Source organism: Actinoplanes sp. SE50/110 (genome assembly GCF_900119315.1).
GTDB lineage: Bacteria > Actinomycetota > Actinomycetes > Mycobacteriales > Micromonosporaceae > Actinoplanes.
In genome coordinates, this window is sequence record NZ_LT827010.1 from 3,321,791 (window position 1) to 3,342,827 (window position 21,037).

21 protein-coding genes are annotated in these 21,037 nt (G+C 72.2%); 9 read left to right on the forward strand and 12 right to left on the reverse strand.

The window, feature by feature from the left end; genetic code table 11:
- Positions 1 to 38 precede the first annotated feature (38 nt).
- From ACSP50_RS14785 to ACSP50_RS14790, 3 genes are all read right to left on the reverse strand, one after another.
- The gene (locus ACSP50_RS14785; protein ID WP_014689590.1) at positions 39 to 485 is read right to left on the reverse strand and encodes a DUF6346 domain-containing protein; all 447 of its coding nucleotides are present in this window, start codon (positions 483 to 485) and stop codon (positions 39 to 41) included.
- On the reverse strand, positions 482 to 640 hold the full coding sequence (locus ACSP50_RS41865) for a hypothetical protein (RefSeq protein ID WP_014689589.1): 159 nt from the start codon (positions 638 to 640) through the stop codon (positions 482 to 484). Before ACSP50_RS41865 ends, ACSP50_RS14785 begins: the two co-directional genes overlap by 4 nt.
- Before the next feature lie 355 nt (positions 641 to 995).
- Positions 996 to 1,478: a phospholipase gene (locus ACSP50_RS14790; RefSeq protein WP_014689588.1), complete on the reverse strand. Its 483-nt coding sequence runs from the start codon at positions 1,476 to 1,478 to the stop codon at positions 996 to 998.
- 117 nt (positions 1,479 to 1,595) lie between these two features.
- Between ACSP50_RS14790 and ACSP50_RS14795 the strand changes: the two genes are divergently transcribed.
- Positions 1,596 to 1,925 carry a YnfA family protein gene (locus ACSP50_RS14795; RefSeq protein ID WP_014689587.1) on the forward strand — a complete coding sequence of 110 codons (330 nt, stop codon included), beginning with the start codon at positions 1,596 to 1,598 and terminating at the stop codon, positions 1,923 to 1,925.
- Between the two features lie 9 nt (positions 1,926 to 1,934).
- Here the strand turns inward: ACSP50_RS14795 and ACSP50_RS14800 are convergent, their stop codons facing one another.
- Positions 1,935 to 3,185 carry a spermidine/putrescine ABC transporter substrate-binding protein gene (locus ACSP50_RS14800; protein WP_014689586.1) on the reverse strand — a complete coding sequence of 417 codons (1,251 nt, stop codon included), beginning with the start codon at positions 3,183 to 3,185 and terminating at the stop codon, positions 1,935 to 1,937.
- Positions 3,186 to 3,786: 601 nt separating this feature from the next.
- Here ACSP50_RS14800 and ACSP50_RS14805 point away from each other — a divergent pair.
- Entirely contained in the window at positions 3,787 to 4,245 is a 459-nt protein-coding gene (locus tag ACSP50_RS14805) for a GNAT family N-acetyltransferase (RefSeq protein ID WP_014689585.1), read from the forward strand.
- Between the two features lie 485 nt (positions 4,246 to 4,730).
- On the opposite strand, the gene ACSP50_RS14810 is transcribed toward ACSP50_RS14805, so the two are convergent.
- The 4 genes from ACSP50_RS14810 to ACSP50_RS14825 form a co-directional block, all read right to left on the reverse strand.
- Positions 4,731 to 6,209, reverse strand: coding sequence for a D-alanyl-D-alanine carboxypeptidase family protein (locus tag ACSP50_RS14810; protein WP_052311565.1), 1,479 nt, complete (start codon positions 6,207 to 6,209; stop codon positions 4,731 to 4,733).
- A 637-nt stretch (positions 6,210 to 6,846) separates the two neighbouring features.
- Positions 6,847 to 7,224, reverse strand: coding sequence for a hypothetical protein (locus ACSP50_RS14815; protein WP_014689583.1), 378 nt, complete (start codon positions 7,222 to 7,224; stop codon positions 6,847 to 6,849).
- A gap of 638 nt (positions 7,225 to 7,862) precedes the next feature.
- Entirely contained in the window at positions 7,863 to 8,744 is an 882-nt protein-coding gene (locus ACSP50_RS14820; RefSeq protein WP_014689582.1) for an inorganic polyphosphate/ATP-NAD kinase, read from the reverse strand.
- Between the two features lie 185 nt (positions 8,745 to 8,929).
- Positions 8,930 to 9,955 (reverse strand): SPFH domain-containing protein, encoded by a 1,026-nt coding sequence (locus tag ACSP50_RS14825; RefSeq protein WP_014689581.1) that lies wholly within the window; start codon positions 9,953 to 9,955, stop codon positions 8,930 to 8,932.
- A gap of 62 nt (positions 9,956 to 10,017) precedes the next feature.
- On the opposite strand from ACSP50_RS14825, the gene ACSP50_RS14830 reads away from it, so the two are divergent.
- From ACSP50_RS14830 to ACSP50_RS14850, 5 genes are all read left to right on the forward strand, one after another.
- Positions 10,018 to 10,710: an NUDIX domain-containing protein gene (locus tag ACSP50_RS14830; RefSeq protein ID WP_014689580.1), complete on the forward strand. Its 693-nt coding sequence runs from the start codon at positions 10,018 to 10,020 to the stop codon at positions 10,708 to 10,710.
- A 90-nt stretch (positions 10,711 to 10,800) separates the two neighbouring features.
- On the forward strand, positions 10,801 to 12,765 hold the full coding sequence (locus tag ACSP50_RS14835) for a phosphatidylglycerol lysyltransferase domain-containing protein (protein ID WP_231956934.1): 1,965 nt from the start codon (positions 10,801 to 10,803) through the stop codon (positions 12,763 to 12,765).
- Positions 12,762 to 13,430, forward strand: a complete 669-nt coding sequence (locus ACSP50_RS14840; RefSeq protein ID WP_080127827.1) for a hypothetical protein — start codon at positions 12,762 to 12,764, stop codon at positions 13,428 to 13,430. Before ACSP50_RS14835 ends, ACSP50_RS14840 begins: the two co-directional genes overlap by 4 nt.
- Entirely contained in the window at positions 13,427 to 14,413 is a 987-nt protein-coding gene (locus ACSP50_RS14845) for an alpha/beta hydrolase family protein (protein ID WP_014689578.1), read from the forward strand. Before ACSP50_RS14840 ends, ACSP50_RS14845 begins: the two co-directional genes overlap by 4 nt.
- A 118-nt stretch (positions 14,414 to 14,531) precedes the next feature.
- A complete protein-coding gene (locus ACSP50_RS14850; protein ID WP_231956935.1) occupies positions 14,532 to 16,430 on the forward strand; it encodes a discoidin domain-containing protein in 1,899 nt (632 codons plus the stop codon).
- Here ACSP50_RS14850 and ACSP50_RS14855 read toward each other — a convergent pair whose 3' ends face one another.
- Together ACSP50_RS14855 and ACSP50_RS14860 are read right to left on the reverse strand one after the other, a co-directional pair.
- On the reverse strand, positions 16,431 to 16,862 hold the full coding sequence (locus ACSP50_RS14855) for a hypothetical protein (protein ID WP_014689576.1): 432 nt from the start codon (positions 16,860 to 16,862) through the stop codon (positions 16,431 to 16,433). It abuts the gene before it with no gap.
- A gap of 189 nt (positions 16,863 to 17,051) precedes the next feature.
- A complete protein-coding gene (locus ACSP50_RS14860; RefSeq protein WP_014689575.1) occupies positions 17,052 to 17,558 on the reverse strand; it encodes a phospholipase in 507 nt (168 codons plus the stop codon).
- Positions 17,559 to 17,646: 88 nt separating this feature from the next.
- Between ACSP50_RS14860 and ACSP50_RS14865 the strand changes: the two genes are divergently transcribed.
- Positions 17,647 to 18,393: a class I SAM-dependent methyltransferase gene (locus ACSP50_RS14865; protein ID WP_231956936.1), complete on the forward strand. Its 747-nt coding sequence runs from the start codon at positions 17,647 to 17,649 to the stop codon at positions 18,391 to 18,393.
- A gap of 165 nt (positions 18,394 to 18,558) precedes the next feature.
- Here the strand turns inward: ACSP50_RS14865 and map are convergent, their stop codons facing one another.
- On the reverse strand, positions 18,559 to 19,329 hold the full coding sequence (gene map / locus ACSP50_RS14870) for a type I methionyl aminopeptidase (RefSeq protein WP_014689573.1): 771 nt from the start codon (positions 19,327 to 19,329) through the stop codon (positions 18,559 to 18,561).
- Positions 19,330 to 19,372: 43 nt separating this feature from the next.
- Between map and ACSP50_RS14875 the strand changes: the two genes are divergently transcribed.
- A complete protein-coding gene (locus ACSP50_RS14875; RefSeq protein ID WP_014689572.1) occupies positions 19,373 to 19,639 on the forward strand; it encodes a helix-turn-helix domain-containing protein in 267 nt (88 codons plus the stop codon).
- Positions 19,640 to 19,644: 5 nt separating this feature from the next.
- On the opposite strand, the gene ACSP50_RS14880 is transcribed toward ACSP50_RS14875, so the two are convergent.
- Positions 19,645 to 21,036 (reverse strand): GGDEF domain-containing protein, encoded by a 1,392-nt coding sequence (locus tag ACSP50_RS14880; RefSeq protein ID WP_014689571.1) that lies wholly within the window; start codon positions 21,034 to 21,036, stop codon positions 19,645 to 19,647.
- Between the last annotated feature and the right edge of the window lies 1 nt (position 21,037).

Genomic DNA, 21,037 nt, shown 5'->3' on the forward strand with positions numbered 1-21,037 from the left:
CCGGACGGCGCAGGCCGCCCGGATCTGGGCCGTCGACGTCAGCGGAACGAGACCCGTTCCCGGAGCGCCCGGCGCAGGCCGGCCAGACCGAGGAGCAGGGCGGCGACCGCGACCAGGGCGATCAGCCAGGCGGTGACCACGATCAGCGGGCGGAACGGGCGGTCGGGGCGGGCGTACTTGCCGTTGCCCAGATCCCCGATGGTGATCGTCCGGCCCAGCTCGGACGCGTCGGCGAAACCGTACCGGTTCGGGTTCACCATCTCCTTGCTGCCGTCCCGCCAGACCACGTCCACCCGGCACTTGCTCGTGTAGCCGAATCCGGCGAACGTCAGAGGTCCGTATTCGGTACACAGGTACACGGTCCCGGTGCCGACCCGCTGCGCATCGTCGAAATCGGCCTGGCTGTGCCGGGCGACGGTCGGCACCATAAGCCCGAGCACGACACTCGCCACCACCAGCGCGAGTGATACCAGAAACTGTTTCACTTCGGCTCTCCGTACACCTGGGCTTTGAGTTGGAGGATCCGCATGGCCTGATCCTCGATCATCCGGCCGGCGGCGATGCCGGCCGCATGGCAGAACGACGCCTCATCGAGGGTACGCAATGTGCCTTCGGCGATGGTGATCCGCCACGTGGACATGCCCTGAACGGTGATCGTGATCCGGCCATCGGGTGAGGTGCCTCCCGTGACCGGGGCGGAGCGTCGCTCGCGTCCACGAAGGCCAGCGGCAGCGCGGCCGTGCCGACCGGAAACGCCGCGATGGTGGCGATCGCCGCGACCGTGGTCAGCGGGACGGTCCAGGTGTCTGGTCTTGAACTCTCGGGCGGCCCGGCCGCTCCACAGGGTCAGGGAGTCACTGGCCGTCTTCGCCCCGGCGAATTCCGGACGCGGGTCGCCCGGCAGCTCGAAGATCGGGCTCGCCGCGTTCTGTGTGGACGTTCAGCGCGACGGTGTGGTCGTGGTGCTCCATGGCTGCCCTCCCCGCGGGTCCCCTTCATGCGAGGGAACGCCGGGAGTCGTCGGCCGGTTCACCCACCACCTTCGCCGGGTCGATCCGGGTCAGCGAGCCGAAGATCGCGGCACCCTGGTAATACACCCACGCCAGCGTGTAGCAGGCCGGCCGGACCGGCCGGCGGTATGTGGCGCAGGTGCGTCGGAGGTCGGCATGGAAAGCGGCATCCAGACGATTCTTGTTGGCGCTCAATTCGCCGGCCTTCTTGTAGTTGCGATAGCCGAAGTCGTGTCGCCAGCAGGGGAGGCGGAAGTCGAATCCGAGTGGCCGGTCGGGGCTGGCCGAACAGTAGTCGGTGCCCCAGTCGAAATGGTATTCGTCGGGCGCCTGCCGGGCGGTGTTCCAGGCCGCGAAACTGGACGCGTCCGGCTGGGTGTAGGACGCCAGCACGGCCTCACGATCGGGAACGGTCATGCCCATGGTGGCTACCGCGGCGGTGATCAGGGCGGTCAGGGTGGGCGACATCCGGGCCTCCAGAGGGGGACGGGTCGCTCAGTCTGGTCCGCACGCCGTACGCGTCAATCGGTTGTCGTCGTTGTTTCTGATCGGTGTGCAAAGCGGCACTTCCGGTACTTTGCCAGCATGATCGTCGTTCGCTCGCTGCTGTTGTTCCTGCTCGCGGCTCTCACCGAGATCGGCGGGGCGTGGCTGATCTGGCAGGGCCGGCGGGAGCACCGCGGCCCGTGGTGGGTGGTGGCCGGGGTGCTCGCGCTCGGGGCGTACGGTTTCGTCGCGACCCTGCAGCCCGACGCCGGCTTCGGCCGGATTCTCGCCGCGTACGGCGGCGTCTTCGTGGCCGGCTCGCTCGCCTGGGGTGTGCTGGTCGACGGCTTCCGGCCGGACCGCTGGGATCTGGCCGGCGCCGTCATCTGCCTGATCGGCGTCACCGTGATCATGTATGCGCCGCGGTGACCGGCGGGGTCAGCCCAGCACGATCGGCTCGAAGATCGAGGAGAATCGCTGCTGCTCCTCGGCGGTGCCGAAGTTCACGTAATAGTGCAGCTTCGCGTAGTCGGTCTCGCTCGGGAAGACCAGGTCGCTCTTCGCGACCAGCTCCATGTCGCTGCGATCGGTTCCGGACAGCTTGGCCGCGTCCTTGAGGATCTGCGCCTGCGCCGCCGGCACCGGGCAGGCGTAGTTGATGTATTCCGCCAGCGACGCCGCGTTCTCCACCCGGTAAAAGAAGTTAATCATCATGAGGGCGTCGACCGGGTTGGCGGCGGTCACCGGAATGGCGAAATTGTCCGTCCAGATCGTGCCGCCCTCCTGCGGGATCACGAACTTGAGGTTCGTGCCGTCGGACAGGTTCTTCTGGAAGACGTCGCCGGACCAGGCCTGGGTCAGCCACACCTCGCCTTTGCCGAGCGCGTCGACGTAATCCTGCTCGTAATACTTCCGGACGATGCCGGCGTCGCGCTGCTGCTTGAGTTTCGCCGCCGCCTTCCTCCAATCCGCCTCGTTCGACTCGCCCGGCTTGACACCGGCGGCGAGCAGGCCGAAATTGGCCAGTTCGGTGCTGTCGGACATCATGCCGACCTTGCCCTTGAACTTCGGATCCCACAGATCGGCCAAGCTGGTGATCTCCCGGCCGGTCTTCTTCGGGTCGTACGCGATGCCGGTGATCCCGGAGGCCCACGGCACACTGAAGACATTGCCCGGGTCGAACGTCTCGGTGGCGTATTTCGGGCCGGCGTTCGCGGTGAAGTTCGGCAGCCGGGAATGGTCCAACGGCGCCAGGAAACCGGCCGCCCGGAACTGGCCGAACTGGATGCCGTTGGTGATCACCATCAGGTCGTAACCGATCGACTGTTTCGCCGAGAGCTGCGGCTGCACCTTGGCGAACCAGGGGCCCATCTCCTGGATGACCTCCTGATAGTTCACCTTGATGCCGGTCTCCGCGGTGAAACGGGTCAGCTCGGGGTGCTTCGGGTCCATGTAGAGCGGCCAATTCGCGAAATCGAGTCTGCCGTTCTTCGCTTTACCCTGCCAGAATGTGGCCAGGGCGTCGGCGTCCACAACGGCCGCGGGCGTGCCTCGGCCCGGCACCCCGCACGCGGCCAGCGCAGCGCCGAGCGCGGACAGCCCGCCGAGCCGCAGCGCGTCACGCCGGCCGAGTCGTCGCCCGGTCGCGCCGCGCAGGAGGGACGGGGCGGGGGTGCTGCGCGGAAACATCAGACTCCGATCACGGGCGGGGATTTCGGCGGCTCTGTCGCGGGCCGCCGCACGGCGACACACTGGTCCGATCGTCGGCAAACCGTAACGATCCCGACGGCCTGTCAAGATCATCTTTTCGGTCGCGAGCCGTCGTCCGTTTGCGGCCCGGCCTCCTCCGGGACGGCCGTCCGCCCTCGTCCGCTCCGCCAAGATCAAGATCCCGATTGCGGTGTACGCCGTGCCACCGCCCGCCTCGCCCCGCCGGCGTTCCGCCGCGCCGTCCCTTCCGTCCGCGCCGTCCCTTCCGTCCGCGCCGGCTCCGGGTTCCTCCGCTCCGGTCGTCCGGGCCGGCTCTGGGTTCCTGCTCCGATCGTCCGGGCCGGCTCCGTTTCGGGCTGGTCCCTGTCGTCCGTACCGGTCCTGTTTCGCGTCGGTCCTTGCGCCGTCCGGGCCTGTTCCGTTTCGCGTCGAGCTGCCGTCCGGGTCGGTTCCTTTGCACGCGGCCCGAGGGGCCGTTCCCGCGGCGCACCATTCGCGGCGGCCCGCACAATGGGGTCGCGTAGGCGTGCTAGCTTTCGTTTCCATGCGCGTCGACGACGCTCGCGGAAAGGCAGATCCCATGCATCCGGACGTACGCGTGGCGCAGGCCGGCCCAGTCGACCTGGACACCGTGACCACGCTGTTCCTGGGCTATCTCGATTTCTACGAGGCGCCCGCGGACCGGGCCGAGGCGCGTCAATTCCTCAGCGACCGCATGACCCGCGGCGAATCCACCGTCCTGCTCGCCCGGATCGGTGCCCAGGCGGCCGGTTTCACGCAGCTCTACCCGTCATTCAGCTCGGTCCGCCGGGCGCCGATCTGGGTGCTCAACGACCTGTTCGTCGACCCGGCGTTCCGCGGCAGAGGCGTCGGCCGCACCCTGCTGCGCACCGCCGCCGACCTCGCCGAACAGAACGGCGTCGTCCGCATCGAACTGTCCACCGACGAATCGAACAGCACGGCCCAGGCGCTGTACGAGTCCGAGGGCTACCGCACCGGCTTCCCGGTCCGCCACTACCTTCGCCGCATCGGCGCCTGACCGCCCAGCCGCCTCGGCGCGGGGAGGGACGTCTGACCGCCGAGCCGATCTCGCGCGGTCGGTGGACCCTTGACCGCCGAGCCGATTCCGCGCGGTCGGTGGACCCTTGACCGCCGAGCCGATTCCGCGCGGTCGGTGGACCCTTGACCGCCGAGCCGATCCCGCGCGATCGGTAGACCCCCTGACCGCAGGGCCGGCCCCGTGCGGGAGCCGCGGACGCCTGACCGCCGGGCCGGCCCCGTGTGGGAAACGTGGAGGCCTGACCGCTGAGCGGGTCATCGGTATTCATGGCACCCGATCGCTGAGTCGGCCCCCGGTGCGGAGGGCACGGCGTCTGGCCCGTCGCACCGGTCCGGCCCGGGCGGTGCGACGGCCTGCTTCCGGGCGCTGCCTCACCGGCGACAGCATGCGGCGGGTGGGGCACGAAAGCAGCCGCGGGACGCCCTCGGACTGTCGAGAGCGCCCCGCGGCTGATCGGTGCCGGGTCAGTTGCCGGAAATGGACCAGTGCCAGGCCTCGACCGGGAAGTTGACGAAGCCGTACGTCTTGGCGTGTGCCGTCAGCCACTTGAACGCGGCCGTCTTCGACGAGATGGTCCTGCCTCCCGACGTGATGTCGACGGCCAGGCCCAGCTCGTGCAGGGAGCGCCCCGGGATCGCGGTCGGCACCCGGCACGACGACGACGGCGCCGTCCAGACGTCGGGGCAGCCGTTGATGGTGCGCAGCTCGATCTGGCGCTGGGTGGTGCGGAAACCGCCCCCGGAAAGCTGGACGCCGTCCGCCTTCGCCGCGTCGATCATGTGCTGGAAGGCGAAGGCGACACTGCGGTGCACGGTCACGCCGTACACCTGGGTGGTGTCCTCGATCTTGAAGTTGGCCCGGACCTGGGTGACCACGTCCCTACTGAGGGCGGCGGCCTGACCGGCCAGCGACGCGGCGGTGGGCAGCGCGGTGATCGCCTGCTGGGTGCGGGTGACAGCGGTCGCCCCGGTCGCCGCGCCGGCGGTGGCCTCGGCGATCCGGGCGCGAGCGGCACGCTCGGCCTTGGCGGCGGCGGCCAGGTCGGCGGCGGTCGTCTGGGTCTGCGCCTTGCGAACGCCGACCGTCTTGGTGGCCGCGGTGACCGCGGTGGTCGCACGGATGACCCCGGTGGTGGCGCGGGTGACGCGGGTGATGGCCCGGTCCGCCCCGGCCGTGGCCTGGGTGACACCGGCGCCGGCCTGGGTGACCGCGGTGCCGGCCTGGGCGACCGCGGTGGTCGCCGAGGTGACCGCGGTGGTCGCCCGCGGAACGGTGGCGGTCGCGTGGTTCAGCGCGGTGGCCGCCCGGGTGACCGCGGTGGTCGCCCGCTTCACCGCGACGGCGTTGCGCGGATTCCGCCGGTCGGCCGCGGCCAGGTTCCGCTTGGCGAGGGTCAGGTTCTGCTTGGCGGAAGCCAGGTTCTGCTTGGCGGTGGTCAGATTCCGCTTGGCGGCGACCAGGCGCTGCCGGGCGGCGGTCAGGTTCCGGTCGGCGGTGGTGAGGCCGCGCTTCGCGGCGGTCACGGTGATGCCGGCGGCGGCCAGGGTCTGCTTCGCGGTGGTCAGGGTCTGCCTGGCGGTCACCAGGTTCTGCTGGGCGCCGGTCAGGGCGGTGCGGGCGGCGCTGAGATCGGCGCGGGCCCTGGTGTCCGCGGTGGTGGCGGTCGCCACCGTGGCCAGTGCCGTCCGGTCCGCCCGGTTCGCGGCCGCTGCCTCGGCGTTCCAGGTGCGGACCGCGGCCTGCTGGCCGGCCAGCGAGGTGCGCATCGCCGCAAGCTGCGTGTCGTGGGTGAGGCTGCGGTACATCAGGCTCGACCAGCTGGCCGCCACCTTCGGCACCGCGGCCTGAGCCGGTGCCGGCATGCCGATCGCCGAACCGGCGGCCGTCAGCGCGATGATCGCCGCGGCGGCGGACTTCCGGAGAGTTCGCTGTCGTGTCGTCACCCGAAGACTGTGAAAGCCGCCGGGTTCGACCTCCGGTCCCGATCAGGACCGAAAAGGTTGCAAGAATCCGCACCCCTTGCAGCCCGACCCGACCACCACCCGCCGTCCCGCCGGCCGACTACCATCCGCCGGCCGGCTCCGTCCCCGCCTGCCGCCTTCGTCCCGCCCGCCGAGTGTGACCCGCCAGCCGGGTGTGACCCGCCAGCCGGGTGTGACCCGCTTGCCGGCTTGGTCACGCCGGCCGGCTTCGTTCCGCCAGCCAGGTGTCCGCTTGCCGGCTTTATCCCGCTTGCCGGCTTCGCCCCGCCGGCCGAGTATGTCGCGCCAGTCGACTCCGTCCCATCCCAGCGGCGCCGAGCGGTGCAGTCCGGCCCGCGCCGTGCCCGGGCCCGTCCCGGGCTGCGCCGCCCGGTGCGCCTTGCGTTGGCAGCCGGCTTGCGCTCCGGTGCGGTTTGCCGACTGGTGTTCTATGAGGCTCGCCGAGCGGCCGAGTGGGCCGTGCAGGCCGAGTGGGCCGTGCAGGCCGAGTGGGCCGTGCAGGCCGAGTGGGCCGTGCGGGCCGTGTAGGCCGAGTCGGCCGTGCGAGCGGAGTGGGCCCTGCGAGCCGAGCGGGCCGAGCGGCGCCGGCAGACGCGTTTTAGTTGGGGGTGAAGAGGCCTTCGATGCCGACGATGATGGCGATCACGCCGAAGATCGCGATGACCAGTGCCCGGCCTGCGGGTTCGGCCGGTCCCGGAGCCTCCAGAATTCGGCGCCCGGTGAACTTTTCCCAGGTCAGTAGCAGCCCCACGGCGATTCCGACCACCTCGAAGTGCCAGATGTGCCCCTCGAAGAGGTGCACGATCAGGAAGTAGCCCGCCGCGATCAGCGCCACGATGCCGATCAGCCAGGCCCAGCGGGCGACCCGGTCGGTGAAGCGCTCCAAGTTGTCGCCCACGTTCGGCAGGCGGCGCAACAGGGGGATCGCCAGCAGCAGGCCGCCGAGGATGTTGCAGAGATCGAGCAGGAACGCCATGGCGGAGAGCGTAATGGGAGCGATCCCAGCCCGCTACTCGAGCGCTGATCACTTACGGACTTCGGTGGCCGAGCTGGTCAAACGCCGAGCTTTCCGTCCGCGCCCCGGGGATCGAGAGAGGAGGCCGTCAGTGCCCGCGGGCCGGTGGAATCGGCCGGCTTCAAGGCGACGGCGTTGGTCTCCGGAAGCCGCGATGGAGCGGCAAGGGTGAAGAGGCAAGGGCGTAAGTAGGCCGGAGCCCTCGTGGCGTCGACGAGGCCAAGCCGCCCCTGCGCAGCAGGGGCGGGAATCGCCCGGTGGGTGGGGCTCTGGGCGTGCACATGGTGGTCTATCGGGTGGGGTGGGGTGGGGTGGCGGCGCGTTCGGAGGGGCGCGGTGGTTTGGCGGGTGAGGGAGGGGTGGGGCTGATGAGCGTTAGGCGTGATCGCGGTGGTGTGTCGGGTCAGGGATCGGTGGGTCGTGTGGGCGTTGGGCGTGGGAGCGGTGGTGTCAGGTAGGTCGTGTGGGCGTTGGCCGTGGGCGCGCTGGTTTGGCGGGTCAGGCAGCGGAGGTCGGTGAGGCGTGGGGCGTGGGCGGGGCGCTCTGTCGGGCCAGGGAGCCGCGGGGTGCGGGGCGTTGGCCGTGGGCACGATGGTTTGTCAGACCAGCGAGAGGTGGCGCGGGGCGAGGCTGACTCGGACGCGCTGGCCCCAGGAGAGCTCCAGGGCGTCGGACTCCAGGCCGTCGGCGAAGACGACCAGGCGTTCGCTTTCGCTGGTCAGCTCCAGCTCCTGACCGGTGGTGAGAAGGCCGGAGACGCAACTGACGCCGGTGACCGGGGAGGGCCACGCCTCGCGGACGAACCAGCACAGGGCCGGGTCGGCCGGGGCTGGCAGGGGAGGGGCGGTGGCGCGGTCGCGGGCGATCGAGGCGCACCAGCCGGTGGCGCCGGTGCCGGTGCCGACGATCAGGCCGGAGGAGGACTGGCGCTCGCGGGTGCCGTCCGGGGTGGTGATCACGTATCGGGCGGACTGATGGCCGGCGTGACCGATGTAGATCTCGTTGAGGCCGGCCAGCTCCTGTCCGTCGTCGAGCCGGGCGACCACCATGGTGCGCTGCTGGCGGGGCAGGCTGCCGCGGAGCAGCCGGCCGACCGCCGTCGCGGGGTGGCGGACCAGGACACCGGGGTTGCGGCCGGGCTCCGGGTCGACGCCGATCACCGGCTGGCCGTCGAGATATTTCGCGACGTTGGCGACCAGACCGTCCTGCCCGACGGCGATGACCACGTCCTCCGGGGCGAACAGGAAGCGCGGCAGGTCGGCGCGCTCGACGTGGCCGCGCCGCCAGTCGGCCGGGATGGCGGCCCCGACCTGGGTCAGTGCCTCCCGCAGCGCCTCGTGCCGGGTGGACACCTCGTCGAGGTCTCGGCCGCGCTGTTTCAGGAAGTAGGCCGCGGCGCCGCGGGTGCCGTGCCGGGCGAGCAGCTCATCGAGCTCGCTGCGCCGCGACACGATCACCACGCGGGGGGTCAAGGTGCTCACCAGAAGATCCTCCAATACCGCTCGTCACCATGGGCCCGCGGCGAGCCGGCCGCCGGCCGCGGATCGGGCCCGAGCAGTCCGGCCGGCGCGCCGGGACTGCTCAGGCGGCAGGCCGCCCGCGCAGGCTGATCAGCGTGCCGGGGTTGCCTGCGCGGTGGTCCATTTGATCAGCCCGCTGAGGGTGGTCAGGAGCCGATGCGGCCGAGGAGCCTGGTGAGCATGTCCGGGGTGACGGTGAGCTCGCCGATCGCCGGGAGGTGCTGGGCCAGCTCGCGCAGGGCCAGCGCCTGCAGCACCTCGGGCGGCAGGTCCCGGTAGGCCGCGAGGCGGGCCGCCTCGGCCTCCGCCTCGGCGAGGCCGACGACCCGGGCGCCGGCCGCCCGGGCCTCGTCGCGCAGCCGCTCGGCGTCGGCCTCGGCGCTCGCCGCGAGCCGCGCCCGCTCGGCCTCGCCCTGGGCTGCCACCAGCTGCGACTCGGCGTCCAGCTCGGCGCCACGGCGGGCGTTGGCGCCGTGCTGCTCGACCAGGTGCTGCTCCTGCCGGGCGAGCTCGATCTTGCTCTGCAGCTCGTTCTCCGCGATGGAGCGTTCCTGCTGGACGGCGTGCGCCCGCCGGGCGTAGGTGGCCCGGTCGGCGTCCTGCTGCACCTTTTCCCGGGTGGGGGTCTGCAGCGCGCGCTCCAGGTCGGGCTCGGGACGGATCGCCACCACCCGGGCGCTGACCACGGTCACCCCGGTCTCGGCCAGCCGCGGGTCGGTGGCCAGCGCGTCGGCGACGCCCTGGCGGACCGGGGCGATGCCGGTGGTCAGCGTCTCGGCGAGCGGCAGCCGGGCGATCAGGTCGAGCGCGGGCTGCTGGGCCAGCTCGGCGAGCAGTGTGGCGACCTGGTCGAGGGGCTGACCGTGCCACTGTCCCCGGTAGGGGTCGATGGAGAAGTCGAGCCGGGACGCTGCGGCGGCCGGGTCGCTGAACCGGTAGGTCACCGTGGCCTGCACGGTCACGTCGGCGAAGTCCTCGGTGCGGGCGTGGAACAGCAGGGGCAGCTCGCGGTCGTCGACCGGCACCTCGGAGAGGACCGCGGTGAGCGGCCGATACCAGAAGGCGAGCCCGGTGCCGGCGCGCTTGGCCCGGCCCCGCACGGTGTAGCTGACCCAGCTGGTCGGGGCGGAGCGCAGGTGGCGCAGGTGCAGGCGGCGCTTGATGTCGGCCATCGGGGGGTCCTTCCTCGTTTTCGTCACGATGACGATAAAGCCTGCGAGCTATTATCGTCAACATGACCCTTAATGCGATGGCGGTCACGGTCGACCTGGTCCTGCTCACCATCCGGCAGCAGCGGCTGCAGGTGCTGCTGGTCCGCCGCGGTATCGAGCCCTTCCGGGGCGGCTGGGCGCTGCCCGGCGGGTTCGTCCTCGACGACGAGGACCTCGACGACGCCGCCCGCCGCGAGCTGCGCGAGGAGACCGGGGTCGACGCGGTCGCCGGTCACCTGGAGCAGCTCGGGACCTATGGGCGGCCCGGCCGCGACCCGCGCGGGCGGGTGGTGACGGTGGCCTATCTCGCGATGCTCCCCGACCTGCCGGCCCCGGTCGCCGGCAGCGACGCCGCCGGGGCCGCCTGGCGGCCGGTCGACGAGGCCGGCGACCTCGCCTTCGACCACGACCGGATCCTGGCCGACGGCGTCGAGCGGGCCCGTGCCAAGCTGGAGTACACACCGCTCGCCACGGCGTTCTGCCCGCCCGAGTTCACCGTGGCCGATCTGCGGGTGGTTTACGAGTCGGTCTGGCAGGTGCAGTTCGACCCACGCAACTTCCATCGCAAGGTGACCACCGCGGAGGATTTCATCGAGCCGACCGGCCACAGCGTGACCCGCGAGCGCGGTCGCCCGGCCCAGCTGTTCCGCCGCGGCCACGCGCCGCTGCTGCACCCGCCGCTGCTGCGCCCGGGCAGTCTCGGCCAAAAGTCGTAGGGGTGATGCCGCCTCCTCACCATCCGGCAGATGCACAGCTGTTGCACAGGCACGGCATGCTGCGATGTGCACGGCTCGGGGGAGGCATGGATGACGATGGTGATGGAACGGACGGCTGAGGTGCGGCCGCTGCCGCAGCGGTGGGTGCGCCCGCCGTCGTCGCGTCGTGTGGTGGCACGGGTCGTGCAGTTCGTCGGCGCGGTCAGCGCGGTGTCCTCGGTGCTGCCCCCACGGCACCACCAGGTGGCGCTGCTGGCCGGCATGATCCCGACGACCGGGCTGCTCACCGCGCGGGTGGCCTCCGGGGTGGTCGGCGTGCTGCTGGTCTATCTCGGTTCCGGGCTGCGCCGCGGCAAGCGCCGGGCCTGGCAGGTCGCGCTCACCCTGTCGCTGATCGCGATCGGCCTGCACCTGGTCAAGGGCGGGCTGATCCCGATGGCGGTGGCCGGCGGGATCGTGGCACTGCTGCTGTCGCGCCGCCACGAGTTCACCGCCGAGGGCGATCCGCGCAATCGGTGGCGGGCGGCGCGCGCCTGTGCCACGTTCCTCTCCGCGGGCTTCGCCCTCGGTTTCGCCGAGATCGCCGTACGCGTCGATCACCTCACCGGCCGCCCCGGCGTGCTCAGCTGGGCGGCCCACGCGCTGCTCGGACTGGTCGGGATCACCGGCCCGGTCCACTTCGTCTCGCCGCTGGCCGATCTCACGGTGACGGTGACCACCGGGGCGTTCGGGCTGCTGGCGTTCGCCTCGGCCGCGCTCCTGCTGCTGCGGCCCAGCACCGGGGCGGCCGCGTCGCCCGGTGACGACCCGGCGCGGCTGCGCGCCGTGCTCGACCGGCACGGCGACGGCGACTCGCTCGGCTATTTCGCGCTGCGCAGCGACAAGCAGCTGGTCTGGGCGCCGTCCGGCCGGGCCGCGGTGGCCTACCGGGTGGTCAACGGGGTGAGCCTGGCCTCCGGTGACCCGCTCGGGCTGCCGTCGGAGTGGCCGCAGGCGATCGGGCAGTGGCTGGCCGACTGCGCCCGGCACGGCTGGACCCCGGCCGTGCTGGCCTGCGGCACCGCCGGTGGCCGGGCGTATCAGAAGACCGGGCTCGACGTCATCGAGCTGGGTGACGAGGCGATCGTCGACGTGGCCGGGTTCTCGCTGGACGGGCGGCCGATGCGGGGGGTGCGGCAGGCGGTCGCCCGGATCCGCCGGGCCGGCTACACCTGCGCCGTGCTGCGCCAGCGCGATCTGCCGGCGGAGACGCTGGCCGAGGCGGTGGCGTGCGCCAACGCGCTGCGCGACGGCAAGGTGGAGCGCGGCTTCTCGATGGCCCTGTCCCGGCTCGGCGATCCGGGCGACGGCGACTGCGTGCTGGTCCTCTGCCGCGACGAGGAGGGCACGCTGCGCGGGCTGCTGCAGCTGGTGCCGTGGGGACGGCGGGGGCTGTCGCTGGACCTGATGCGCGGTGACCGGACGGCGCCGAACGGGCTGACCGAACTGATGATCGTCTCGGCGATCGAGGCGGCGCCCGGGTTCGGGGTGGCCCGCATCTCGCTGAATTTCGCGGTGCTGCGCTCGGTGTTCGCCCGGGCCGAGGAGCTGGGCGCCGGGCCGGTGATCCGGCTGTGGAGCCGGGTGCTCAGGGCGGCGTCGCGGCTGTGGCAGATCGAGTCGCTGTACCGGGCCAACGCCAAGTATCAGCCGGACTGGCAGCCCCGCTTCCTCTGCTTCCCCTCGGCCCGCGACCTGCCCCGGATCGCGATCGCCGCCCTGCGTGCCGAGTCGTTCCTCCCCACCGGCGGCCCCTCCTCGATCGCAGCCTGCCCCGCCACACCGCCGGCCCAGGTCGCCGAGGGCTCGGCGACGCAGAAGGCGCAGGTCGCTGAGGGCTCGGCGACGCAGAAGGTGCAGGTCGCTGAGGGCTCGGCGACGCAGAAGGTGCAGGTCGCTGAGGGCTCGGTCGACGGATCGGCCACACCGCCCGCCGACCCCGCGGGGGGAGCGGCCACCCCACCCGGGCCCGCACCCGGACCTGTCCCCGGCGGCCCCGCCGGGGACGGCTCGTGAGACTGACCGGCCTGCCGCTGCTGCTGCTCACCGCCCTCCTGCTGATCGTCGTCGCCGCCGCCACCGCGCGCTGGTGGCGCTCGGCGGCGGTCCGGATCACCGGCCTGATCCTGGCCGAGGTGCTGGTGGTGGCCGGTGCGGGCCTGATCGCCAACCGCAGCCAGAACTTCTATCCGACCTGGCAGGCGCTCGCCGGCCACGTCCCGCCGGTGGCGGTGGCGGCCAGCACCGGCGCCGGCCGGCTCGACGCGCGGCTGGCCGCCGGCGGCCCGATCGCCTGGTCACCGCCCGAGGCGGCCGGCTGGCACCTGGCCGCCGCGCCGGTCCTGGTGGCCTCCCCGGAGTACACCCGGGCCCCCGACCGCCTGTTCCCGGTCGTCGTGGTGCTGTGCGGGGCCGCCGGCGTACCGCGGGTGCAACAGTGGGCCAGCCGGGCGGACCGGGTGCTGACCGTCATCCTGGTGCCGACCCGCGCGACCTCCGGCAGCGCGCTGGCGAGCCTGCCCAGCAGCCTGCGCCGCGACGCCCGTGCCGGAACCGACGTGATCACCCTGCACGACCCGGATCCGGCCGATCTGGACGCGGCCGTGCGTGACCTTCCGGAGCCGCTGGCGGCGCCGCTGTACCTGCCGCCGCCGCGGCTGGCGCACGAGGTGCGGCCGTGAGGATCGACGCGCCCGCCACGGTCCTGGTCACCGTGGCCTTCACCCTGCTCGCGACGGTGTCGCTGGGCCTGCTCTGGAGGCGGGCCCGGCTGCTCACCCGGATCGGGCTGGCCGCTCTGGTGCTCGTGCTGGTGACCGGGTCGGCCGGGCTGCAGCTCAACCGGATGACCGAGACCTATCCGACCTGGGGCACCCTCGCCGGTCTGCCGAGTCCGGAGATGCACATCGGCGAACGGCTGGTCAGCTATCCGGTGCGGGGCCCGGCCAGCGGCCTCGACATGACCATGACCGTGTATTTCCCGGCCGCCTACCGGGCGGATCCGCGGCGCCGGTTCCCGGTGATCGAGGCGCTGCACGGGTTTCCCGGCACGCCGTCGACCTGGGTACGCCGGCTCGACATCGTGCGGCATCTGGATCAGGAGATCGCGTCGGGTCGGATGGCGCCGGCCGTGGTGCTGCTGCCCTATCTGACGCCGCGGCGGCTGTTGGACACCGAGTGCACCAACCTGGTCGGCGGCCCGCAGACGGAGACCTATCTGACCCGTGACGTGCCCGAGTGGACGATGGCGCACCTGCGGGTCCGGGCGGACCGGGCGGCGTGGGGCCTGACCGGGTATTCGGCGGGCGGCTTCTGCGCGATGAACCTGCTGCTGCGGCACCCGGACCGGTACGCGGCGGCGGCCAGCCTGTCCGGTTTCGCCGATCCGGGGATCAAGGTGGGCGACCACAGCGAGGCGACCACGAACAACGTCGCGTGGCGCCTGGAACACCTGCCCCGGCCGCGGGTGGCGATGTGGATCGGCTGGGCCGCCGACGACCACCTGGCGCGCAGCGGCTCCCGGGAGGTGGTGCAGGCCGCGAAGGCGCCGGTCACCGTGGTCACCGCGGTGGTGCCGCACGGCGGCCACAGCCATGCGGCCTGGCAGCAGATGGAGGGCCCGGCTTTCGACTGGCTCTCCGCCCATCTGGCCCGCGCCGAATAGGGGCCAGACTGATCGAGTACGGCCCTCGACCATGTCGATGCCATGACGGTTCCGGAACCGGAATGTATTGACGCGGGTGTAAAGCGGAAACAATTCTGGGCGCATGATGCGGCGCGGTGTGGCGGCACTTGTTCCAGCGATCCTGCTCATTCCGGGCCCGGCGGTGGCGGCCGTGGGGCGGCCCGGTGGCGGGGAACCCCGGGCGCGGGTGTGGGTCACCACGGTGGACCGCTCGGAGTTGCTGCACGAGCGGTCACCGGTCGGCTTCCGCCGGGGGAGCAGCGCACTGACCACGATCACGGTGAACCCGGAGCGGACCTTCCAGCGGATGGACGGCTTCGGGGCGGCGCTCACCGATGCCGCGGCGAGCGTGCTCTACCGGCTGAGCGCGGCGGACCGTGCCGACGCCGTACAACAATTGTTCGATCCTGAAAAGGGGATCGGGGTCAGCTTCCTGCGGCAGCCGATCGGCTCGTCCGACTTCACCGCCGCGGCCGCGCATTACACCTATGACGACGTGCCGGCCGGGCAAACCGATTTCGGGTTGCGGCATTTCAGCGTGGAGCACGATCGGGCGCAGATCCTGCCGCTGCTGCGCGCGGCGCGCCGGCTGAATCCGCGGCTGACCGTGCTCGCCACGCCGTGGAGCCCGCCGGCCTGGATGAAGACCGGCGGCTCGCTGATCGGTGGGCGACTCAGGGACGACCCGCGGATCTACGACGCGTACGCGCGGTATCTGGTGAGATTCGTCCAGGCCTATGCCGCCGCGGGTGTCCCGGTCGACTACCTGACCGTGCAGAACGAGCCGCAGAACCGGCTGCCCGGCGGCTATCCGGGCACCGACATGCCGGTGCGCCAGGAGGCGGCGGTGATCGAGCGGCTCGGCCCGCTGCTGCGTCAGGTCAGCCCGCGCACCCGGATCCTGGGATACGACCACAACTGGCAGACCCACCCGGGTGATGTCGGGTCCACCCCGCCCGGCGAGGACCCGGAGACCGACTACCCGTACCGGCTGCTGGACTCCCCGGCCGGGAAGTGGCTGGCCGGAACGGCCTACCACTGCTATTCCGGCGATCCGGGTGCGCAGACCGCCCTGCACGAGGCGCACCCGGACAAGGGCATCTGGTTCACCGAGTGTTCCGGTTCGCACGGCGCCGGCGACACCGACGAGCAGATCTTCCGCGGCACCCTCACCTGGCACGCCCGCACGCTGGCCATCGGGGTGCCGCGGAACTGGGCGAAGTCGGTGGTCAACTGGAACATCGCGCTGGACAGCGGCGGCGGCCCGCACCTGGGTGGCTGCGGCACCTGCACCGGGCTGCTGACCCTGCTGCCGGACGGGACGGTGCGCCGGGACGCGGAGTTCTTCACCATCGGGCACCTGTCGAAGTTCGTCCGGCCCGGCGCGGTGCGGATCGCCAGCACCTCGTTCGGCACCACCGGCTGGAACGGCCAGATCATGGACGTCGCGTTCCGCAATCCGGACGGCTCCACCGCGTTGGTGGTGCACAACGAGAACGACGAGCCGCGCAGTTTCGCGGTCGCGGTCGGCGCCCGCACCTTCGAGTACACGCTGCCCGGCGGGGCGCTGGCCACTTTCGTCTGGCCGCGCTCGGTAGGCGCCCGCCCCGGCGAGATCCCGCTGACCGGGGCGACCGCGGTCGCCGTCCCGCCGGGCGAGGGCGCGCCGCTGGCCGTCGACGGCGACGCGTCGACCCGGTGGTCCAGCGGGGCGGCCCAGGCGCCCGGGCAGTATCTGCAGGTCGATCTCGGCGCCGACCGGGTGTTCCGCCGGGTGGCCGTCGACAGTGGGGACAACCTCGGCGATTACGCCCGCGGCTGGCAGCTGTCGGTCAGCCGGGACGGGGCCACCTGGACCACGGTGGCCGCCGGCGCCGGGACCGGTCAGCTGACCGAGGTGGCGCTGCGGCCGACCCGGGCCCGCTACCTGCGCATCACCTCGACCGGCGGCAGCGGCAGTTGGTGGAGCGTGGCCGACCTGCGCCTGTACCGCTGATCAGGGCCGCAGCAGCGGCACCAGCAGTTCGAGCGCCCGGTCCAGGCTCTCGTGGTGCTCGGCGCAGTCGTCGGTGCTCACCGACCAGGACGGCGTGCTGATCCGGTAGCGGTAGCCGTCGGCGCAGATTCCGGACGATGCGGACGGGATCGGGTCGGCGGTGGCGAGGACCTGCCGGAGTGCGTCGAGGACGGTCCGGTCGACGGCGACCGGGCCGCTGCTGCCGGCACCCTGCCGGGTGACCGTCATCCGGCCGTCGGCGTCGATGTGCAGGCGGTCGCTGCGGCCGGCGAATCCGCCGCTGCGGCTGAAGTCCAGCGGGAAGACCCGGTCGGGCGCGCCGCTGACCTGCGGCGTCGAGCCGCCGGCGGGGGCGGCGGCGCAGGCGGCGACGAGGGTCAGCAGGAGCACGGGGGCGAGGAGTCGCGTCATACCGGTATGACATGCCCAGCGGACGTCCGGTTCCCACCTGAGGTGAACCGGCTGAAGTGAACCGGTGGGGTGAATCGGCTGCGGTGAACCGGCTGAAGTGAACCGGTGGGGTGAATCGGCTGCGGTGAACCGGCTGAGGGGAACCGGACGGAAGGTGGCCGCAGGCGGGCCACCTCCCGGATCACCGGATCAGGACTTCTCGAGCGCCGCGGCGGAGCGGATGTCGGCCTGATCGACCGCCGCCAGCGAACCGAAGTTGTGCACCGCCTGGTAATACGTCCAGGCCACCGAGTTGCAGGCCGCCTGTGACAGCGTCGAATAGGTGGCGCACTTGCGCTTGAGGTCGGCGTAGAGCATCGAGTCCAGACGGTCCTTGTTGGCGTCGAACGTGCCGACCGCCTTGTAGTTGCGGTACCCGAAGTCGTGCCGCGCGCAGGACAGCTTGAAGTCGAAGCCGAGCGGGTTGTCCGGGCTGGTCGTGCAGTAGTCGGTGCTCCAGTCGAACCCGTAGTCCGACCAGGCGCCCTGGTTGTTGCGGGCGGCGAGCCAGCTGGTGTAACTGCCCGCGCTGGTCTGGGTGAAGCCGGACAGGACGCTGAGCTTGTCGGCGGGGGCCGCGGCGGCCGGGGTGGCGACGGCGACCACGGCGGTGGCGGTCACGGCGGCGGCGAACAGGGAACGAACGGCGGTGGGCATCCAGGCTCCTCAGTCGGTCGGGCTGCCACTGAGGGAACCGAAATGCTCTTGCGATCATCTATATCTACCGGAGGTAGGGTTGATCATCGTGAGCGCATCGATCAACGACAGACAACGCCGGCAGCACGCCACGTCGTTCGGAGCCGCCGCCCGCGAGTACCGGCGCGGCCGGCCGCCCTACCCGCGGGAGGCCGTCGACTGGCTGCTCCCGACCGGCGCCGCCACCGTCGTGGATCTGGGCGCCGGCACCGGCAAGTTCACCGAGCTGCTGGTCGCCCCCGGCCGTGAGGTGATCGCCGTCGAGCCGTCCGCCGGGATGCGCGAGCAGCTGGCCGACGCGGTGCCCGCCGCCACCGTGCACGGTGGCACCGCCGAACGGATCCCGCTACCGGACGCGTCCGCCGACGCGGTGCTGATGGCCCAGGCCTGGCACTGGGTCGACCCCGAACTCGCGGTCCCGGAGATCGCCCGGGTGCTGCGCCCCGGCGGCACCCTCGGTCTGGTCTGGAACATCCGGGACAGCCGCGAGCCGTGGGTCGCCGAGCTCGACGACCTGCTGCACCACCACAGCCGTCAGGACCTCGACACCGCGCCGGAACTGCCCGCCCCGTTCGCCGCCGCCGAACGCGCCGAGTTCTCCTGGCGGCACACCCTGACCCGGGACGCGGTGCTGGACATGATCGCCTCCCGCAGCTACGTGATCGTGCTGCCCGAGCCGGAACGCGCCGAACTGCTCGGCAACGTCACCGAACTCCTCGCCTCGCACCCCGATCTCGCCGACCACGACGACATCGTGCTGCCCTACGTCACCCGCTGCACCCGCGCGACCCGCTGATCCCGCCGGCGCGCGGAGAAGGAGACCCGGGAGCGCGGAGGAGGAGAGCCGGGAGTACGGAGAAGGGGACCCTGGAGCGCGGAGGAGGAGAGCCGGGAGTACAGAGAAGGAGAGCCCGGAGTACGGAGGAGGAGAGCCGGGAGTACGGAGAAGGGGAGCCGGGAGTCAGGCCGGGCGCCGGGTCAGGACCTGTGGTCCCGATTCGGTGATGGCGACGGTGTGTTCCGAGTGGGCGGTGCGCGAGCCGTCGGCAGACCGGATGGTCCAGCCGTCCGCATCGAACTTGATCTTGTCGGTGCCGCGGCAGAACCAGGGCTCGATGGCGATGGTCAGGCCCGGGTCGAGGCGCATGCCGCGGCGGGCGCGGCCGTTGTTCGGGATGTGCGGGGCCTCGTGCATGGTGCGGCCGAGCCCGTGCCCGCCGAATTCCAGATTCACCGCGAGGCCGTACGCGTGGGCGACCTCGCCGATCGCCGCGGAGATGTCGCCGAGGCGACCGCCGGGCTGGGCCGCGGCGATGCCGGCTTCCAGGGCGACCTCGGTGGACTCGATCAGTGCCAGGTCGTCGGGGTCGGGCTCGCCGACGATCACCGAGACCGCCGAGTCGGCGACCCAGCCGTCGATGCCGACCGCCATGTCGATGCTGAGCAGGTCGCCGTCGCGCAGGACGTAGTCGTGCGGTAGGCCGTGCAGGACCGCGTCGTTGACCGACAGGCAGAGCACGTTGCGGAACGGGCCGCGGCCGAACGACGGGGCGTAGTCCCAGTAGCAGGACTCGGCGCCGCGCTGCTCGATCCGGCGGCGGGCGTGGTGTTCGAGATCCATCAGGTTGACGCCGACGGCGGCGGTCCCGCTCAGCTCGGCGAGCAACTCGCCGACGAACTGGCCGGTCACCGCCATCCGGGCGATCTCGCCGGTGGACTTGAGTTCTATCACGGTATTTTTATACCACGCGTCCGGCAGGGGTTATCCTGCTGGCATGGTGCGCCAACCACTGACCCCCGAGCAGATCGCCGCGGGCCGGCGTCTCGGGGCCGCGCTGCGGGCCGCCCGGGCCGGTCGCGGCCTCGTCGAGGTGGCACTGGCGGCCGGCATCTCACCGGAGACGCTGCGCAAGATCGAGGCGGGCCGGCTGCCGGCGCCCGCGTTCGGCACGGTGGTCTGCCTGAGCCGGGCCCTCGACGTCCCGCTGGGTGACCTGGCCGACGTCTGGCTCGCCGACACCGCGGTCAGCCGCGCGTCCTGACCCACTCAGCAGGCCGGGCGCAGCTCCTCCGAGCGCATCCGCGGGTCGAAGGCCCGGCAGGTGCCCGGCATCGTCTTCTTCGCCCGGTACATCGCCAGGTCCGCGTCCTCCAGGACGTGCGCCGCGCTGCGCCCCGGCCCGGTGTAGGCGATCCCCACGCTGGCCCGGGTCAGCACCGCCCGCCCGGCGATGTCGAACGGCCGCGCGATCGCGTCGACCACCCGCTGCGCGATCTCCCACGCCTGCGCCTCGCCGGTGATCGGTTCGAGCAGCACCGCGAACTCGTCACCGCCGAAGCGGGCCGCCATGTCGGTGTCCCGAACCGCGCCGACCAGCCGGTCCGCCACCCCGCGCAGCAGCTCGTCGCCGGCGGCGTGCCCGAGCGTGTCGTTGACCTGTTTGAACAGGTCCAGGTCGAGGTAGAGCAGGGCGGCCGAGGCGTTCTCCGCCAGGGACTTCTCCAGCCGGCGCAGGAACAGCGCACGATTCGGCAGCCGGGTCAGCGGGTCGTGGTGCGCCTCGTGCACCGCGGCCGCGGTGTGCGCGCCGGTCAGGGCCAGGCTGGCCTGCTCGCTGAAGGCGGCCAGCACGTCACGCCGCTCCGACTCGCGCACGTCACCGCCGTGCCCGGCGAACACCAGTGCGCCGGCGAGCCGGTCACCCCGGTAGACCGGCGCCCCGGTCAGGTCGCCGTCGACGACCGGCTCGCCGGCGGCCATCGTCCGCTCGGCGAGCAGCAGCACCGACGACCGGTCGTAGGGTCCGGCGGCCGACGCCGGGTCGTCGGCGTCGGAGAGCACCAGGACGACCGCCGCGTCCGGTAGCAGCCGCCGGGCCTCCCCGGTGATCGTGTCGAGCTGCTCGTGCAGCGGGGTGCCCTGGCCGGCCGCCCGCTGGATCCGCAGCAGCGTCTCCAGCAGCCGTTCCCGGCGTTCCAGCGCCCGCACCAGGACCAGCCGGTCCTCGGCCTCCCGCTCGCGTTCCCGGCGCAGCTGCTGCTCGGCGGCGAGGGTGCGCAGGCTGCGCAGGGCCAGCCCGAGCACCTTCGCCATGCCCTGCAGCATCTGGCGTTCCTCGGCGGTGAACGGCTCGTCGGTCCGGGCCACCACCAGCCGTTCGGTGTTGTCGCCGGCCAGCGCGTGCATGCTCACGTACGCCTCGCCGACGCCCGGGAAGGCCGCGGTCTCCGAGCGCAACCCGAGGAACAGCGCCGGGTCGGGGGAGCGGCCCAGCCCGACCGACGCGGTCAGGGTGTCGCCGCAGACCACCGCGCCCAGTTCCGCGTCGGTGGCCTCGGTGGCCCGCTGCACCGCGACCCGGGCGACGCTGGCCTCGTCGCCGGCCCGGGTGACGGCGGTGAAGTATTCGCTGATCTGCAGCATCGACCAGGTGGTCATG